The 14,714-nt window shown below is 70.5% G+C and carries 18 protein-coding genes; 7 read left to right on the plus strand and 11 right to left on the minus strand.

Features of this window, described 5'->3' with window-relative positions; genetic code table 11:
• Window positions 1-83: 83 nt before the first annotated feature.
• From pyrE to MK786_RS06315, 3 genes are all read right to left on the minus strand, one after another.
• The gene (gene pyrE, locus MK786_RS06305) at window positions 84-662 is read right to left on the minus strand and encodes an orotate phosphoribosyltransferase (protein WP_241111386.1); all 579 of its coding nucleotides are present in this window, start codon (window positions 660-662) and stop codon (window positions 84-86) included.
• A 74-nt stretch (window positions 663-736) separates the two neighbouring features.
• Window positions 737-1,525, minus strand: a complete 789-nt coding sequence (locus MK786_RS06310; RefSeq protein ID WP_241111387.1) for a trypsin-like serine protease — start codon at window positions 1,523-1,525, stop codon at window positions 737-739.
• A gap of 116 nt (window positions 1,526-1,641) precedes the next feature.
• Window positions 1,642-2,319 (minus strand): Type 1 glutamine amidotransferase-like domain-containing protein, encoded by a 678-nt coding sequence (locus MK786_RS06315; protein ID WP_241111388.1) that lies wholly within the window; start codon window positions 2,317-2,319, stop codon window positions 1,642-1,644.
• Between the two features lie 127 nt (window positions 2,320-2,446).
• Between MK786_RS06315 and MK786_RS06320 the strand changes: the two genes are divergently transcribed.
• The 3 genes from MK786_RS06320 (at window position 2,447) to MK786_RS06330 (ending at window position 4,920) form a co-directional block, all read left to right on the plus strand.
• A complete protein-coding gene (locus MK786_RS06320; protein WP_241111389.1) occupies window positions 2,447-3,286 on the plus strand; it encodes an exodeoxyribonuclease III in 840 nt (279 codons plus the stop codon).
• Between the two features lie 76 nt (window positions 3,287-3,362).
• On the plus strand, window positions 3,363-4,088 hold the full coding sequence (locus MK786_RS06325; RefSeq protein ID WP_241111390.1) for a histidine phosphatase family protein: 726 nt from the start codon (window positions 3,363-3,365) through the stop codon (window positions 4,086-4,088).
• Window positions 4,072-4,920: an NAD(P)H-hydrate dehydratase gene (locus MK786_RS06330; RefSeq protein WP_241111391.1), complete on the plus strand. Its 849-nt coding sequence runs from the start codon at window positions 4,072-4,074 to the stop codon at window positions 4,918-4,920. Before MK786_RS06325 ends, MK786_RS06330 begins: the two co-directional genes overlap by 17 nt.
• A 6-nt stretch (window positions 4,921-4,926) precedes the next feature.
• Here the strand turns inward: MK786_RS06330 and MK786_RS06335 are convergent, their stop codons facing one another.
• The 3 genes from MK786_RS06335 to MK786_RS06345 all read right to left on the minus strand — a co-directional run bounded on the left by MK786_RS06335 (window position 4,927) and on the right by MK786_RS06345 (window position 6,706).
• Complete coding sequence (locus MK786_RS06335) at window positions 4,927-5,493, minus strand: hypothetical protein (RefSeq protein ID WP_241111392.1); 567 nt, start codon at window positions 5,491-5,493, stop codon at window positions 4,927-4,929.
• A gap of 70 nt (window positions 5,494-5,563) precedes the next feature.
• Window positions 5,564-6,268: a helix-turn-helix domain-containing protein gene (locus MK786_RS06340; RefSeq protein WP_241111393.1), complete on the minus strand. Its 705-nt coding sequence runs from the start codon at window positions 6,266-6,268 to the stop codon at window positions 5,564-5,566.
• The gene (locus MK786_RS06345; RefSeq protein ID WP_241111394.1) at window positions 6,269-6,706 is read right to left on the minus strand and encodes a VOC family protein; all 438 of its coding nucleotides are present in this window, start codon (window positions 6,704-6,706) and stop codon (window positions 6,269-6,271) included.
• A 178-nt stretch (window positions 6,707-6,884) separates the two neighbouring features.
• On the opposite strand from MK786_RS06345, the gene MK786_RS06350 reads away from it, so the two are divergent.
• Both MK786_RS06350 and MK786_RS06355 read left to right on the plus strand, forming a co-directional pair.
• Entirely contained in the window at window positions 6,885-8,144 is a 1,260-nt protein-coding gene (locus tag MK786_RS06350; RefSeq protein WP_241111395.1) for a sensor histidine kinase, read from the plus strand.
• Between the two features lie 44 nt (window positions 8,145-8,188).
• Window positions 8,189-8,851 carry a response regulator transcription factor gene (locus tag MK786_RS06355; RefSeq protein ID WP_241111438.1) on the plus strand — a complete coding sequence of 221 codons (663 nt, stop codon included), beginning with the start codon at window positions 8,189-8,191 and terminating at the stop codon, window positions 8,849-8,851.
• Window positions 8,852-8,914: 63 nt separating this feature from the next.
• On the opposite strand, the gene MK786_RS06360 is transcribed toward MK786_RS06355, so the two are convergent.
• Window positions 8,915-9,484, minus strand: a complete 570-nt coding sequence (locus MK786_RS06360) for an NADPH-dependent FMN reductase (protein WP_241111396.1) — start codon at window positions 9,482-9,484, stop codon at window positions 8,915-8,917.
• A 225-nt stretch (window positions 9,485-9,709) separates the two neighbouring features.
• Between MK786_RS06360 and MK786_RS06365 the strand changes: the two genes are divergently transcribed.
• On the plus strand, window positions 9,710-10,594 hold the full coding sequence (locus tag MK786_RS06365; RefSeq protein ID WP_241111397.1) for an ABC transporter ATP-binding protein: 885 nt from the start codon (window positions 9,710-9,712) through the stop codon (window positions 10,592-10,594).
• Window positions 10,591-11,697, plus strand: a complete 1,107-nt coding sequence (locus MK786_RS06370; RefSeq protein WP_241111398.1) for an ABC transporter permease — start codon at window positions 10,591-10,593, stop codon at window positions 11,695-11,697. The genes MK786_RS06365 and MK786_RS06370 overlap by 4 nt, the downstream gene beginning before the upstream one ends.
• A 58-nt stretch (window positions 11,698-11,755) precedes the next feature.
• Here MK786_RS06370 and MK786_RS06375 read toward each other — a convergent pair whose 3' ends face one another.
• The 4 genes from MK786_RS06375 to MK786_RS06390 all read right to left on the minus strand — a co-directional run bounded on the left by MK786_RS06375 (window position 11,756) and on the right by MK786_RS06390 (window position 14,654).
• Window positions 11,756-12,136 carry a VOC family protein gene (locus tag MK786_RS06375; RefSeq protein ID WP_241111399.1) on the minus strand — a complete coding sequence of 127 codons (381 nt, stop codon included), beginning with the start codon at window positions 12,134-12,136 and terminating at the stop codon, window positions 11,756-11,758.
• A gap of 81 nt (window positions 12,137-12,217) precedes the next feature.
• Window positions 12,218-13,429, minus strand: coding sequence for an acetyl-CoA C-acetyltransferase (locus MK786_RS06380; RefSeq protein ID WP_241111400.1), 1,212 nt, complete (start codon window positions 13,427-13,429; stop codon window positions 12,218-12,220).
• 82 nt (window positions 13,430-13,511) lie between these two features.
• Window positions 13,512-13,979: a ribonuclease E activity regulator RraA gene (gene rraA / locus MK786_RS06385; protein WP_241111401.1), complete on the minus strand. Its 468-nt coding sequence runs from the start codon at window positions 13,977-13,979 to the stop codon at window positions 13,512-13,514.
• A 135-nt stretch (window positions 13,980-14,114) separates the two neighbouring features.
• Entirely contained in the window at window positions 14,115-14,654 is a 540-nt protein-coding gene (locus MK786_RS06390; RefSeq protein ID WP_241111439.1) for a helix-turn-helix domain-containing protein, read from the minus strand.
• Window positions 14,655-14,714: the final 60 nt, after the last annotated feature.

Genomic DNA, 14,714 nt, shown 5'->3' on the forward strand with positions numbered 1-14,714 from the left:
GTGGCGGGGGCGTGGTCGCGGCGGCGACGACTGACTGCGGGCCAGCTGACCGCGGCGGCCGGCTGCGTACAGGCAGAGACTGACTACTGCGGCTCGAGCCCCAGGTCGTCGAGGTCGATTGCGGCGAGCCATTGCAGCCCCGCGGCTTCGACGGCGGCCTGAGCGCCGGTCTTGCGGTCGACGATCACGGCGACGGCGACCGGCTCGGCGCCCTCCCGGCGAAGTGCCTCGACGGCCTTGAGCGCCGACTGGCCCGTGGTCGAGGTGTCTTCGAGCACGACCACCCGCTTGCCCGCGACATCCGCTCCCTCCACCTGACGGCCGCGACCGTGGTCCTTGGGCTCCTTGCGCACGACGAAGGCGTCGAGCGGCATGTGCGTGCGCGCCGACTCGTGCATCACGGCGTTGGCGATCGGGTCGGCGCCCAGCGTGAGACCGCCGACCGCGACGATGCCGTCGAGGTCGCGGATCAGATCGAGCATGATGCGCCCGATCGACGGGGCCGCCCGGTGGTCGAGGGTGAGCTTGCGCATGTCGACGTAGTATGTGGCCTGCGCGCCGCTCGAGAGCGTGAAGTCGCCGTGGAACACCGCCTCGTCCTGGATGAGGGCGATGAGGTACTGGCGGTCGGCTTCGAGCGCGGGCGTGGACGCGACGGTCATGGGGATGATTCTACGGATGCCCCGCAACGACGAAGCGGGTGCGATCTCGCGATCGCACCCGCCTGTCGCGTCGATCAGTCCAGGAAGGGCATCACGAAGGCGAGGTCGTCGGCACGGTCGACGCGGTAGACGCCGCCGGTGCCGGCGCACGTGCTGTTCTTCCCGAACGAGGTCACGCCGGCGATGACGTTGCTCGACCCCAGGAAGTTGGGACCGCCGGAGTCGCCCGAGCAGGTGCCGCCGGTGTGGGCGTTGTTCGAGAGGATCATCGAGCCGTCGCCCGTGTACCCGGTGTTGATCGAGTTGAGCTTCGGGTACGAGACCATGCGCAGGCGCTCGGCCTGGTCCTTCCACGACGCGGCGTCGGGGAAGCTCTTCTGCAGCCCGTAGCCCACGGCCGTGAAGGTGGCGGCCTTCTTGTTGGTCTTGAAGGCGTCGAGCTGGTCGAGTGCGGGCAGCGCACCGTATCGCGGCAGGTCCACGGCCTCGTCGAGCACCACGACGCCCAGGTCGTACAGGTAGAACGCGGCGTCGTCGTAGTCCGGGTGCGTGTACGGCGTGCCGCTGACCTCACCGGTCGTGGGGTAGCCGTGGGCCGCGGCATCCCGAACATCGTCGTCGAACCACAGCTCCACGTGGTCGGCGCCGAAGGTGCAGTGCCCCGCCGTGAGATAGACCGTCGGCGAGATCAGCGTGCCGCTGCAGCGCCATGCCGGGGCGCCGTCGACGAAGGCGACCATGAGGCCGACCTCCGGGTGTCCGTTCCCATCCGGCACCCCATCCGTGATTCCCTGTGCCGGTGCGGCGCTGAGTCCGATGAGTGCCAATGCCGCAACAACTGCGGCGAGCGCTTTGTGGCGCATGCAGTACCCCTCTCCCTGGGTTGTGCGACGAGCATGCCACCGCGGGTGAGGCGTGACAAGAGTGGACTCGGGATGCCGCGGCCCCGCGTAGCCGGGACTCCTCACCGCCCTCGGGGTCACCGAGGGGCGTCGAAGTGCTCCCAGTGACCCTCCGAGACGACCTCGACCGTGCCGTCGACGACCGTGATCGCCGTCTGGTCGTCGATCGCATAGGCGGGTCCGGGCATCGTCGTCGCCCACCGACGCGCCGCCGCGGTGGTGTTCTCGTCCCAGCCCGGATAGTCGAGGTGCGGGAAGATCGAGAAGTCCACCACGCCCAGAGTCTCGTCGCCGCCGTCGGGTCGCCAGTCGACGAACTGAGCGCCGATGCGCGGCGTCATCACCATGCTGCCCGCGCTCACCCCCACCCACACGAGGTCGGGCATGGCTGCGAGCTCGTCGGCCAGGCCGGATTCGCGCATCCAGTGACTCAGGTAGACCGCCTCGCCGCCGTCGACCAGCAGCACGTCCGCGTCGCGGACCCAGGGCACCCATCGTTCGGCGCGGATCGACGGCAGGGCCGTGAGCTCGAGCACGCCGACCGACCTCCAGCCGAGCGTCGTCAGCGCGCTCTCCCCCTCCCATCGCCCGGCGATCCCCTTCCAGACGGACTCGGGTGAGCACATCGGATGGCCCCACTGGGCGGTCGGGATGAACAGCGCCCGCGACTCGGCGATCGGCTTGCCGAGCAGGTCGACGAGCGCCGACCGGATCGATTCGTTCGTGATCCCGCCTGACGTGAGCAGCAGCTTCATGAACGTCCTCTCTCGCCCCGCGTTCTGGTTGTGATGTGCAATCGGTTCTGGCGACGGTACTACGAGAGCGGTACCACTGCAACGGCCGCCGCTCTGAGCGTCGGCCGCTCGTCCTAGGCTGGAGACCATGCGCTTGGCCACCTGGAACGTGAACTCGATCCGCGCCCGAGTCGATCGGATCGTCGACTTCGCGGTGCGTGAGCATCTCGACGTGCTCGCCATGCAGGAGATCAAGTGCAAGGTCGAGCAGTTCCCGTTCGCCGCCTTCGAAGACGCCGGCTTCCACGTCGAGGCGCACGGGTTCTCGCAGTGGAACGGCGTCGCGATCGCGAGCCGCGAGCCCGTCGAGAACGTGCGCACCGCGTTTCCGGGCATGCCCGGTTTCGAGAAGGGGCACAACGGTCCCGATGCTCCGCAGGAGGCCCGCGCGATGGGCGCGACCGTCGGCGGAGTCGAGGTCTGGAGCCTCTATGTGCCGAACGGCCGCTCTCTCGGCGACCCGCACTACTTCTACAAGCTCGACTGGCTCGCGGCGCTCGAGCAGTACACCCGCGATTCGCTGACGGCGAATCCCGATCTCGCCCTCGCCCTGGTCGGCGACTTCAACATCGCACCGACGGACGCCGACAACGGCGACCCCACCGTCGTGCAAGGCTTCGCGACCCATGTGTCGCCGCCCGAGCGAGAGGCCTTCGCTGCGCTCGAGGGCGCCGGGCTGACCGACGTCGTGCGCCCGCTCGTGCCGACCGGGTACACGTACTGGGACTACAAGCAGCTGCGGTTCCCGCGCAACGAGGGCATGCGCATCGACTTCATCCTGGGCTCGCACGCGATCGCCGATGCCGTGACCGGCGCCACGATCCACCGCAACGAGCGCAAGGGCGAGGCGCCGAGCGATCACGTGCCCGTGGTCGTCGACCTCGACCTCGAGGGGCCCGACGACGACGATCGCCCGATGATCTTCTGACGCGCCACGGCTGGTTCCCCCAGCCGCCCGTGTCAAGCGCTGGGCGCAGCGTCCCTCCCCTGCCTACTCTGGGCGCATGGCGGTGAACGAGCTGTGGCTGGTCAGGCACGGGGAGAGTGTCGGCAACGTGGCGGCGACGCGGGCGGAACTCGAGCGGCTCGACACGATCCCGCTCGACATCCGCGATGCCGACGTTCCGCTGTCCGACACGGGCCGCGAGCAGGCTGCGGCGCTCGGTGAGTGGCTCGACGAGGGCGGCGCGCGGATCGACGCCTACTGGGTCTCGCCGTACCTGCGCGCGCAGGAGACTCTGCGGATCGCGCTCGGCGAGCGCACCTCGGCCTCTCCGCCCGCCCTCGACGAGCGATTGCGCGACCGCGAACTCGGCATCCTGGATCTTCTCACGCGCACCGGCGTGCAGCGCCTGCATCCGGAGGAGCGCGCCCGGCGCCTGCACCTTGGCAAGTTCTATCACCGGCCGCCCGGCGGGGAGTCGTGGGCAGACGTCGCGCTGCGTCTGCGGTCCTTCCTGCGGGACCGGCTCGAGGGACCGGGCGAGAAGGTCATGATCGTCGCGCATGATGCGGTGGTCATGCTGCTGCTGTACGTGCTGCTCCCCCTGCGCGAGGACGAGCTGCTCGACTTCGCCGCCGAGAACACCGTGCTCAACGCCTCGGTGACCCACCTCGTTCTCCGTGACCCGGGCTGGGAGCTGGTGACGTTCTCCGACGTGAGCCACCTCCAGCGCGAGGGCGCGGACGTCACCGTGCACCCCGGGAACCCCGATGTCGAGCCGGCCTGAGCCCGTCGGCCCCGAGCTGCTGCGGGGATGGGGCCTCCCCGACCCTGGCGACTCCAAGAAGGCGCGCGGCGACGTGGTGATCGTCGGCGGCTCGCGCAGCGCGCCGGGTGCCGCGCTGCTCGCGGGTGAAGCGGCGCTCCGCGTCGGCGCCGGACGAGTCGCCCTCGCCGTTCCGGCGTCGATCGATGCGCAGGTGGGCGTCGCCCTGCCGGAGTCCGGCGTGGTCGCACTGCCCGATGACGCTGACGACCCGTTCGAGGGCGACCTCCGCGACCACGTGGCCCGCGCCGACGTCGTGCTCGTCGGTCCCGGGTTCGACGATCCCGCCGAGACGCGCGCGACCCTCCTCGCGGCGGTCGCCGCCGGTGCGCGGCGGCTGGTGCTCGACGCGTTCGCGCTCGGAGTGCTGCCCGAGGTCGAGCGGAACCTGCTGCCGCGTGAGCTCGTGCTGAGCCCGAACAAGGACGAGCTCGGCATCCTGCTCGATAGAGACCTGCGCGACGAGGCGACAGATGTCGTCGAGGCCGCCCGCCGCTTCGACGCCGTCGTCGGCTGCTACGGCATGGTCGCCCACCCCGACGGGCGGCTCTGGCACATCGACGAGGGTGGTGCCGGACTCGGCACGTCGGGAAGCGGCGATGTGCTGGCCGGCGCGATCGCCGGGTTCGTCGCGCGCGGCATGCCGATCGAGCGAGCAGCTGTGTGGGGCGGATGGGCGCATGCCCGCGCCGGGTCGCGCCTCGAGGAGCGCGTCGGGCTGGGGTTCCTCGCACGCGACCTCACCGCCGAACTCACCCCGACGGTGCGCGACACCCTTGAGCAGGCTGACTGAGCCGGCTCAGACCTCGGGGGTGGGCGCCGGCGTGCAGCTCGCGGGCGGGTAGTTGCCGCTGAGCTGGAAGTCCCAGCAGGTGAGGAAGTGCTCCTGGTTGATGCCAAGGATGAACGCGATGATCGCCACTCCGAGCACGACTCCCGCGATGAGCCACTTCGTGCCCGGGCTCGACTCGTGCGCGAAGTCGGGGAAGGCCACGCGGACCAGAACCCACAGCGTGAACGGGATGCCGATCAGCACCGCGAGGATCGCGACGACGTCGACGATCGCGATCAGCAGGTCGGTCTCGTCGTCCGAGATGACGAACGACAGCACGAGCCAGACCGATGGGAGCAGCAGGAGGAACGCTCGAACGAGCTTGCCTCCGACCGGCTTCCGCTCCACGAGAACGAACACGAACGCCGCGGTCGAGGCGGCCCACACCGCGAGGATATCGTCGAAGAAGATCTCGCCGTAGACCCCGAGCGTGAACGCCGGCCACCAGGCGATCACAGCCATGCCGACCATCACGACCCCGACGGGCACGTCGCGCCGGCGGCGCTCCGCCCTGACCCTGCCGGTCTCGCTCACACCCGCAAACTAGCGGGAGCCCGCGCGAGCCGCCGGCGGCACACGCCGAGCGGCGCGGCGCGCCCTCTGCTCATGCAACCAGCCCCGCGGCGCCGGTCGGATCGATGTGGAAGGTCGCAGCGAAGCGCTCCAGCAGTGTCGCATCGCCCGACACCACTGACAGCACCTCGCGGTCGATCGCCTCGGCGGGCGTGACCTCGCCCGAGATGAGCAGCCGGATGCCCGGCCCGGCCGCGAACACGAGGTCGGCGGCGCCGTCGGGCATCGCGCCGCCGACCGGCGGGGCGGGAGGCGCGAGCTGGGCGATGCGCAGCTCGGGTCCGTCGACCTGCACCCGCAGCGCGACGTCGGCGACGTGCACCTCGTAGTCCGCCGCGGGGAGGTCGGCCGCGGCATCCGCTCGGAAAGCCGTCCGCAGCGCCATGGTGAGCGAGTCCGCGGTCACGACGTCTTCGGGCGCGGGGTCGCCCATCTGCGCGAAGCCCCAGCGTCCGAGTGCGAGCACCACAGGCTCGAGCCGCCGGCCGTACGGCGTGAGCTCGTACACGAGTCCGCAGTTCATCAGGGGCACACGCCGCACGACACCGCCCTCCTGCAGCTCCTTCAGCCGCGTGGAGAGGATGTTCGTGGGGATCTTGGGCAGCCCCTGCTTGAGGTCGGTGTACCGCCGCGGCCCGACGAGCAGATCGCGGACGATGAGCAGCGCCCACCGCTCGCCGATCAGCTCGACGGCCGTCGTGACCCCGCAGTACTGCCCGTAGCTGCGGGACGCCACCTATGCCTGCGCCTGCGCCGACGCGTAGGCGTCGGGACCCTGCTCGGCCGCTTGCGGCTCCATGAAGACGAACTCGATGCCGTTGCCGTCGGGGTCTTCGAGGTCGCGGCTGTACATGAAGCCGTAGTCCTTCGGCTCGGTAGGCTCGGTGCCGCCGTTGGCCAGACCCGCTTCGACGATCTCGTCGACGGCTTCGCGCGACTCGCGGCTCAGGGCGATCAGCACCTGCGCGTGCGTCGCCGGGTCGGCGAACTCCTTCTCGGTGAAGGTCGAGAAGTACTCCCTGCTGAGCACCATGAAGTAGACGTTGTCGTCCCAGACGATGCACGCCGCGTTCTCGTCGGTGAACAGCGGGTTGATTCCCGCGCCGAGAGACGTGTAGAACGACTTGGCCCGCTCCAGGTCGTTCGTCGCGATGTTCACGAAGATGTGCGTCATTGCCCTGCTCCCTTGCCGGTGTCTGTCATGCCGTCGTGCCAGGTGCGGCTCCGCGGCGATGGATCAATACTTGCAAAAAGCAACAAAGCTTGTCAATAGCAAGTGGACGCGGCGGAGGAGCCGGGACTCCGCCGTGCGGGGGATGCCCGGGCAGCCGCGACGGCCCTACCGTGGAGGGATGTCCCTGAACTCCCCCGCCCGGCGCACGCCCGCGTCGCCCGCAGAGCTGCGCAACGACGTCTGGCTCGCAGGCGCCCTGCTGCTCGGCGCGGTGCTCAGCGCCGCCCTCGGCTCGGTCGCCGGCATCTACGGCGACGAGACCCGGCAGGGTATGCAGTGGGCGCTCCTCTACGCCTTCGGCCTCACCGCACCCTTGGCGCTGCGGCGCCGCTACCCCGAGATCGTCGCGGTCGTGATCGCCGCGGTGTTCTTCGTCGGGGTGACCATGCGCATCCCCGAGCTCTACGTCGGCAACATCGCGGTGTTCATCGCGATGTACACCGTGGGCGCGTGGGTCGACGACCGTCGACGCGCCATGATCGTCCGCATCGCGATCATCGTCGGGATGTTCCTGTGGCTGCTGGTCACGACGTTCCAGTCCGCGACCGCGCCGACCGACGAGGGCCTCTCGCGCGAGGGCCTGTTCTCGCCGTTCGTCGCGTTCATGCTGATCCAGTTCCTCGTCAACGCCGCGTTCTTCGGCGGGGCGTACTACATGGGCGACCGTGCGTACGCGTCGGCGCTCGAGCGGGCCGCACTCGAAGAGCGCACCCGCGAGCTCGAGAGCGAGCGCGAGGTGACGGCCGCCCAGGCGGTGGCGCTCGACCGCGTGCGCATCGCCCGCGAACTGCACGACGTCGTCGCACACCACGTGTCGGCGATGGGCGTTCAGGCCGGCGCCGCCCGCGCCGTGATGGACCGCGATCCCGAGGCCGCCCGTGCCGCGCTGTCGGGGGTCGAGGCATCCGCTCGCTCTGCTCTCGACGACCTGCGCCACCTGCTCGAGACGCTGCGGACGCCTGACGGAGAACCGCCGAACGCGTCGACCGTACGGCTGGCCGGGCTCGCCGAACTGGTCGCACACGCCAACGCGAACGGCCTGCCCACGACCCTGACAGTCGTCGGCGACGAGACCCCGGTGCCCGACCTCGTGCAGGTGAACATCTACCGCGTCGCCCAGGAGGCGCTCACGAATGCGCGCCGCCACGGCGGACCGGATGCGGCGGCCGACGTGCGCCTGCGCTACGCCGGCGACGCGGTCGAGCTCGAGATCGTCAACACCGGGCGCGTCGTCGCGGCGCTGCGCCCCGGCCTCGGCATCGTCGGCATGCGCGAGCGCGCGGGCGCGTCGGGCGGGACGCTCGAGGCGGCGCCGCGCGCACGGGGCGGCTTCCTCGTGCGGCTGAGCGTGCCGCTTGCCGAGCGGGTCGTCGCGTGACGGGTTCGCCGATCCGGGTGCTGCTCGTCGACGATCACGCCGTGATGCGCGCCGGCTTCCGCATGATCCTCGAGGCGGCGGGCGACATCACCATCGTGGGCGAGGCCGCGACCGGAGTGGAGGGCGTGGCGGCGGCATCCGCTCTGCACCCCCACGTGGTGTGCATGGACGTGCAGATGCCCGACATGGACGGGCTCGAGGCGACCCGGCGCATCGTCGCCGACCCGGCGATCGCCGCGGCCGTCGTGGTCGTGACGACCTTCGACCGTGACGACTACCTGTTCTCGGCCCTGTCGGCGGGGGCGAGCGGTTTCCTGCTGAAGAACGCCGGCCCGGAGGAGCTCGTCTCGGCCGTGCGCGTCGCGGCAGCGGGCGACGCACTGCTCGCGCCCGAGGTCACGCGGCGGGTGATCGCCCGGTTCGCGGATGGCGAGTCTTCCGGCTCACCCGTCACGAATGGCCGCCGCGACGCGCACAATGCGACAGGTGAGCAACCCGGGCGAGGCACCCTGCCCGTCGAGCTCACCGAGCGCGAGGACGAGGTGCTGCGCCTGGTCGCGCAGGCCCTGAGCAACGCCGAGATCGCCGAGCGGCTCTACATCGGCGAGGCGACGGTCAAGACGCACGTCTCGAACGTGCTGCAGAAGCTCGGCGCCCGTGACAGGGTCGCCGCCGTCGTGTACGCGCTCCGCCACGGCTTGGTCTGACCCCTCGCGGGAAGGCGGAACGCCCCGTGCCCGCCGGGGCCCGGGGCGTTCCGTGGGCCGGGATCAGGCCGCGACGGGAACCGACGCGTAGCGGTCGACGAGCGCGCCGAACGCCTCGAGGTAGCCGACGAGGAACTCGGCCGTCTGCTCGTTGGTGACCTCGCCGGTCTCGGTGAACAGGCCGGGGGTCGACTGCACATAGCCCTCGGGCTGGCCGAGCGTCGGGGCGTTGTAGTGGCTGAGGATCGCCTTGAGGTGCTGCTGCGCCGCAGCGGTGGCGATGCCGCCGCCCGAGGTGCCGATGACGGCGGTGGGCTTGCCGTTGAACGAGCCCTGGCCCCAGGGGCGGGCAGCCCAATCGAGGGCGTTCTTCAGCACGCCGGGGATCGAGCGGCTGTACTCGGGGGTGACGATGATGACGCCGTCGACCTCGTCGATGGCGTGCTTGAAGTCGCGCGCGACCTGCGGGTAGTCGGCGTCGAAGTCGGGCGAGTAGAAGGGGAGGTCCTTGATCGGGATCTCGACCAGGGTAGTGCCCTCGGGTGCGAGGCGCTCGAGCGCCTTAGCGAGGCGAAGGTTGATCGAGGTCGACGAGATGCTGCCGACGATGTAGCCGATGGTCCGCTCGGACATGGGTGTGTGCTCCTTCTGGAAAAACGAAAAGACGTCCCGGTGGTGGCCACCGTGGACGTTCCACAACCATGCAAGCGCATCGGTTCGAGATCTATTCCGGCGAATGGAGAAGTCGTCATCCCGCCGCTCCCTCGCGCGGCTGATCGCACGAATCCCCCCTGAGGGGGAGGACGCGCGGTCGCGGGCTCCGTAGCGTCGGACGCAGGAATCGACAGGAGGAGTGGGATGCTGCAGCTGACGGGGATCACCAAGAGCTACGGAGGGCGGCGCGTGCTCGACGACGTCGCGTTCGACGTCGAACCGGGCAGGCTCACCGGCTTCGTGGGCGGCAACGGCGCGGGCAAGACGACGACGATGCGCATCGTCCTGGGTGTGCTCGCCAAGGACGGCGGCGACGTCCGTCTCGACGGCGCAGAGGTCACGGCGTCCGATCGCCGCCGCTTCGGCTACATGCCTGAGGAGCGCGGGCTCTACCCGAAGATGAAAGTGCTCGAGCACATCGTGTACCTCGCGCGCCTCCACGGGTTCGCAAAGGTGGACGCCACGGCCCGCGCCACAGCGCTGCTCGAACAGCTCGGGCTCGGCGAGCGCCTGGACGACAACGTCGAGACGCTCTCGCTCGGCAACCAGCAGCGTGCGCAGATCGCCGCGGCCCTGGTGCACGACCCGCAGGTCCTGATCCTCGACGAGCCCTTCTCGGGACTCGACCCGCTCGCTGTCGACGTCGTCGCAGGCGTGCTGCAGGAGCGCGCCGCCGGCGGTGCCGCCGTGCTCTTCTCGTCGCACCAGCTCGACGTCGTCGAGCGGCTGTGCGACGACCTCGTCATCATCGCCGGCGGCACGATCCGCGCGGCCGGTGCCCGCGACGCGCTGCGCGCTCAGCACTCCACCCGCCGCTTCGAGCTCGTATCGACGGGCGATGCCGGGTGGCTGCGCTCCGAGCCCGGGGTCGAGGTCCTCGACTTCGACGGCGGCTACGCCGTGTTCGACGCCGACACCGACGAGACCGCCCAGCGCGTGCTGCGCCGGGCCGTAGACCAGGGCGATGTCGCGAGCTTCGCGCCGCAGCATCCCAGCCTCGCCCAGATCTTCAAGGAGGTCATCCAGTGAGCACCCCCACACGCACCGCCGCGGCCGGCCTCGGCACGGCCCAGGCAGTCTGGCTCGTCGCCGAGCGCGAGATCGGCTCGAAGCTGCGCAGCAAGGCGTTCGTCATCTCGACGGCGATCCTGCTGATCGGCGCGCTGGCGCTCGTCATCTGGGGCGGCTTCGCGGCCGCGAACTCCACCGGCACCCCGGTAGCGGTGACAGCGGATGCCTCGTCCGCCGTCGCGGACGTGCAGGGACTCGACATCACCGAGGTCGATGACCGCGCCGCCGCTGAGGCGCTCGTCGCGGACGGCGACGTCGACGCCGCCATCGTGGCCGACCCGGAGTCGCCGGTCGGGATCGCCGTGATCGCGGACTCGAACGCCCCGTCGCAGCTGCTGCTGCAGCTGTCGCAGGCACCGACGGTCGTACTGCTCGAGCCTCAGACAGGCAATCAGGCGCTCGGCTACCTCGCGGCGATCGGCTTCGGTGTCGTGTTCCTGTTCGCGGCATCGATGTTCGGCGGCACGATCGCGCAGAGCGTCGTCGAAGAGAAGCAGACCCGCGTGGTCGAGCTGCTCATCTCGGCGATCCCGGTGCGCGCCCTGCTCGCCGGCAAGGTGATCGGCAACACGATCCTCGCGATGGGGCAGATCCTGCTGCTCGCGGCGATCGCGATCGTCGGCCTGACGGTCACCGGTCAGACGGCACTGCTGCAGGGGCTCGGCGGGCCGATCGCCTGGTTCGCCGTGTTCTTCCTGTTCGGGTTCATCCTGCTGGCGGCGCTGTTCGCGGCCGCGGCGTCGATGGTCTCGCGCATGGAGGACGTCGGCTCGACCACCACCCCGCTCACGATGCTCATCATGGCGCCGTACTTCCTGGTGATCTTCTTCTTCGACAACCCGCTCGTGCTGGGGATCATGTCGTACGTGCCGTTCTCCGCGCCGGTGGGCATGCCGATGCGACTGTTCCTCGGCGAGGCGCAGTGGTGGGAGCCGCTGCTGTCGCTCGCGATCCTCATCGCGACGTGCATCGCCGCGATCCTGGTCGGCTCGCGCATCTACGAGAACTCGCTGCTGCGCATGGGCGGCCGCGTGAAGCTCTCGGAGGCGCTCGCCGGCTGAGCTCGATTCCGGATGCCTCGTCCCTCGCTCTGTGCGCGCGGGGCGAGGCATCCGTCGTTCACTCCGTCTTCAGCACCGCCAGCACGTTGCCCGACGGGTCGCGGAACCACGCGATCGCGGGGCCCATGTCGCGCGAGATGCCCTTCGCGTCGGTGGGGAACTCGGAGTCGTCGTAGATCTTGGTCACGACGCCGCGCGCGTTGAGGTCGTCGACCGCCGCCTCGACGTCGTCGACGTCGAAGTTCAGGATGGTGAAGACGGCCGGCTCGTGGTCGTCCTTCGGATAGACCATCACGCGTGCGCCGCTTCCGATCGTGAGTTCGAGGATGCCCATGTCATACTCCTGCACGGGCAGGCCGAGGGTCTCGCCGTAGAAGGTCTTCGCCGCGCCGAGGTCGGTGACGGCGAAGCTGCTGAAGGCGCGAGCGGGTGTGAACATGCTGTCTCCCTGGGTCGTGGCTGCAGCCAGCCTCCGCCTCCGGCGGCGCGGTGTCCAGGGGTGCGGTGCGGTGCCGCGCCGTCAGAGCCGCTCGACCACGGTCGCGACACCCATACCGCCGCCGATGCAGAGCGTGGCCAGGCCGTAGCGTCCGCCGGTGCGCTCGAGCTCGTCGATCAGCGTGCCGAGGATCATCGCGCCGGTGGCGCCGAGCGGGTGCCCCATTGCGATCGCGCCGCCATTGACGTTGGTGCGCTCATGCGGGAAGTCGTCGAGGTCGCGCATGAGGCGCAGGGCGACGGAGGCGAACGCCTCATTGATCTCGACGAGGTCGATGTCGTGGATGCGGAGCCCAGCGCGCTCGAGGGCGAGCCTCGACGCCGGGCCGGGGCCGGTCAGCATGATCGTGTGCTCGGTGCTCACGACGGCGGCCGAGCGGATGCGGGCGCGCGGCGTGAGTCCGTGACGCTCGCCGGCCCGCTCACTGCCGACGAGCACGAGGGCGGCGCCGTCGACGATGCCCGACGAGTTGCCGGCGTGGTGGACGTGCTGGATCGCGCCCGCCTCGGGATACTTCGCGAGCGCGAGGTCGTCGTAGCCGACGGCGCCCATCGCCGCGAAGGCCGGGGCCAGCGCGGCCAGGGTCTCGACCGTCGTGCCAGGGCGGATGATCTCGTCGCGCTCGAGCAGCGGCGTGCCGTCGGCGCCGAGAACGGGGATGACCGACCGGTCGAACCGGCCCTCCTCCCAGGCGCGGGCGGCGCGCTCGTGCGACGTCGCGGCGAAGCGGTCGACGTCTTCGCGCGTGTAGTCCTCGAGCGTCGCGATGAGGTCGGCGCTGATGCCCTGCGGCACGGAGTCGGGCGAGATCGCCGCCGCACGGTCGGTGGAGAACGGGCTGCCGTCAGAGCCCATCGGCACGCGGCTCATGGACTCGACGCCGCCCGCGAGGAAGAGGTCCTCCCAGCCGGACCGCACGCGTGCCGCCGCCTGGTTGACGGCCTCGAGGCCTGAGCCGCAGAAGCGGTTGAGCTGCACTCCGGGGACCGAGTCGGGCAGGCCGGCGGCGAGCGCGGCGACCTTCGCGATGTCGGAGCCCTGGTCGCCGATCGGAGTGACGCACCCGAGGATGACGTCGTCGACTCCCGCCGGGTCGAGACCGGGATGCCGGTCGCGCAGCGCGTCGACGAGGCCCACGACGAGCTCGTGCGGTGCCACCCCGTGCAGTGTTCCGGTCGCCTTGCCGCGACCGCGCGGCGTGCGCACCGCGTCGTAGACGTAGGCGTCGGTCATGGGGTCTCCCTTGGTCGCTCGTTCCATCGTGCCACCGTGCGCTCGGTCCCGGCCGCGGAGCGCGCGAAGCGAGGGGGACGCGTCAGCGCTCGACGAGCACGCCGTCGGAGTCTGCCCAGACGTGCCGGCCGGGCGCGAAGACCACGCCCCCGATCTCGACGGGCACATCGACCTCGCCGACGCCGTCCTTCGCGCTCTTGCGCGGGTTCGAGCCGAGAGCCTTCACGCCGATCGGGAGGGCGGCGATCGCCTCACGGTCGCGGATCGCTCCGTGCACGATGATCCCGGCCCATCCGTGCTCGACCGCCGACGCGGCGATCAGGTCGCCGACGAGCGCCGACTGCAGCGAGCCGCCGCCGTCGATCACGAGCACGGCGCCGTCGCCCGGTGTGGCGAGCAGGGCCTTCACCAGCGCGTTGTCGCGGTGGCAGCGCACCGTGCGGATCGGTCCGTCGAAAGCCACCCGGCCGCCGAGGTCGTGCAGCTGAAGGGAGAGCGAGTCGAGCGCGTCCCCGTGCTCGTCGTAGAGGTCGGCCGTCGCGATGGTCATGCGGCCACGCTACGACGCGCGCTGAGCGCTCGCCGCGTCAAACCGTCGGGAAGAATCGCCGTATTTCCTCGGCGGTGAAGCCCGGAGCGGGCGTTTCTCCCGACGGTTTGACGAGTGGCGCCCCGCCCGGGTCGCTCAGCGACCGGGAGGCGACGGGGCGGGCGGGTTGAGGTCGGGGTGCAGTGCCGTGAAGAGCGAGTACGGCTCGCCGTCGGGGTCGGGCTCGCGCTCCTTGAACTCCTCGAGCAGGTCGACGAGGCGCTGCTGCAGCTCGGCCTTGTGCTCTGCGTTGAGCTTGAGCCCGAGCCACGCGGTATCGAGTTCTTCGGGTTCGACGCCCTCGATCTGCTGCAGGAAGACCTCGACCAGGACGCGACTCCGGTGCGGCATCGGGGTGCGCCACGACAGGCCCGTCGCCCGGTAGGGCACCTCACGCGCGCCCTGCGCTCCGACGCGCTGGGGCTGAGCAGCGAGGAAGCCGGTCTGCGCCAGCGTGCGCACGTGATGGAGCATCGTGCCCGGGTTCACGCCGAGGAGCTCGGCGAGCTCCTTGTTCGTCCGCGACTCGAACGCGCACAGCCGCAGCACGCGCAGGCGCAGCGGTGAGCTCAGCGCGCGAAGGCGCGCCTCGTCGGCAGGATCGGTCGGCGGGCGCATCTCGGACCCGACACGCATCTCGGTCACCACGCCAGACTAGGCCACTGATTGACAACTCTCAATCAGTGGCCGACACTG

Source organism: Microbacterium sp. CFH 31415, from assembly GCF_022538185.1.
GTDB lineage: Bacteria > Actinomycetota > Actinomycetes > Actinomycetales > Microbacteriaceae > Microbacterium.

What these genes read in the sequence shown, in the direction of transcription:
- pyrE (WP_241111386.1), bottom strand. Translation starts at nt 662, where the DNA reads ATGACCGTCGCGTCCACGCCCGCGCTCGAAGCCGACCGCCAGTACCTC.
- MK786_RS06310 (WP_241111387.1), bottom strand. Translation starts at nt 1,525, where the DNA reads ATGCGCCACAAAGCGCTCGCCGCAGTTGTTGCGGCATTGGCACTCATC.
- MK786_RS06315 (WP_241111388.1), bottom strand. Translation starts at nt 2,319, where the DNA reads ATGAAGCTGCTGCTCACGTCAGGCGGGATCACGAACGAATCGATCCGG.
- MK786_RS06320 (WP_241111389.1), top strand. Translation starts at nt 2,447, where the DNA reads ATGCGCTTGGCCACCTGGAACGTGAACTCGATCCGCGCCCGAGTCGAT.
- MK786_RS06325 (WP_241111390.1), top strand. Translation starts at nt 3,363, where the DNA reads ATGGCGGTGAACGAGCTGTGGCTGGTCAGGCACGGGGAGAGTGTCGGC.
- MK786_RS06330 (WP_241111391.1), top strand. Translation starts at nt 4,072, where the DNA reads ATGTCGAGCCGGCCTGAGCCCGTCGGCCCCGAGCTGCTGCGGGGATGG.
- MK786_RS06345 (WP_241111394.1), bottom strand. Translation starts at nt 6,706, where the DNA reads ATGACGCACATCTTCGTGAACATCGCGACGAACGACCTGGAGCGGGCC.
- MK786_RS06350 (WP_241111395.1), top strand. Translation starts at nt 6,885, where the DNA reads ATGTCCCTGAACTCCCCCGCCCGGCGCACGCCCGCGTCGCCCGCAGAG.
- MK786_RS06355 (WP_241111438.1), top strand. Translation starts at nt 8,189, where the DNA reads ATGCGCGCCGGCTTCCGCATGATCCTCGAGGCGGCGGGCGACATCACC.
- MK786_RS06360 (WP_241111396.1), bottom strand. Translation starts at nt 9,484, where the DNA reads ATGTCCGAGCGGACCATCGGCTACATCGTCGGCAGCATCTCGTCGACC.
- MK786_RS06365 (WP_241111397.1), top strand. Translation starts at nt 9,710, where the DNA reads ATGCTGCAGCTGACGGGGATCACCAAGAGCTACGGAGGGCGGCGCGTG.
- MK786_RS06375 (WP_241111399.1), bottom strand. Translation starts at nt 12,136, where the DNA reads ATGTTCACACCCGCTCGCGCCTTCAGCAGCTTCGCCGTCACCGACCTC.
- MK786_RS06380 (WP_241111400.1), bottom strand. Translation starts at nt 13,429, where the DNA reads ATGACCGACGCCTACGTCTACGACGCGGTGCGCACGCCGCGCGGTCGC.
- rraA (WP_241111401.1), bottom strand. Translation starts at nt 13,979, where the DNA reads ATGACCATCGCGACGGCCGACCTCTACGACGAGCACGGGGACGCGCTC.
- MK786_RS06390 (WP_241111439.1), bottom strand. Translation starts at nt 14,654, where the DNA reads ATGCGTGTCGGGTCCGAGATGCGCCCGCCGACCGATCCTGCCGACGAG.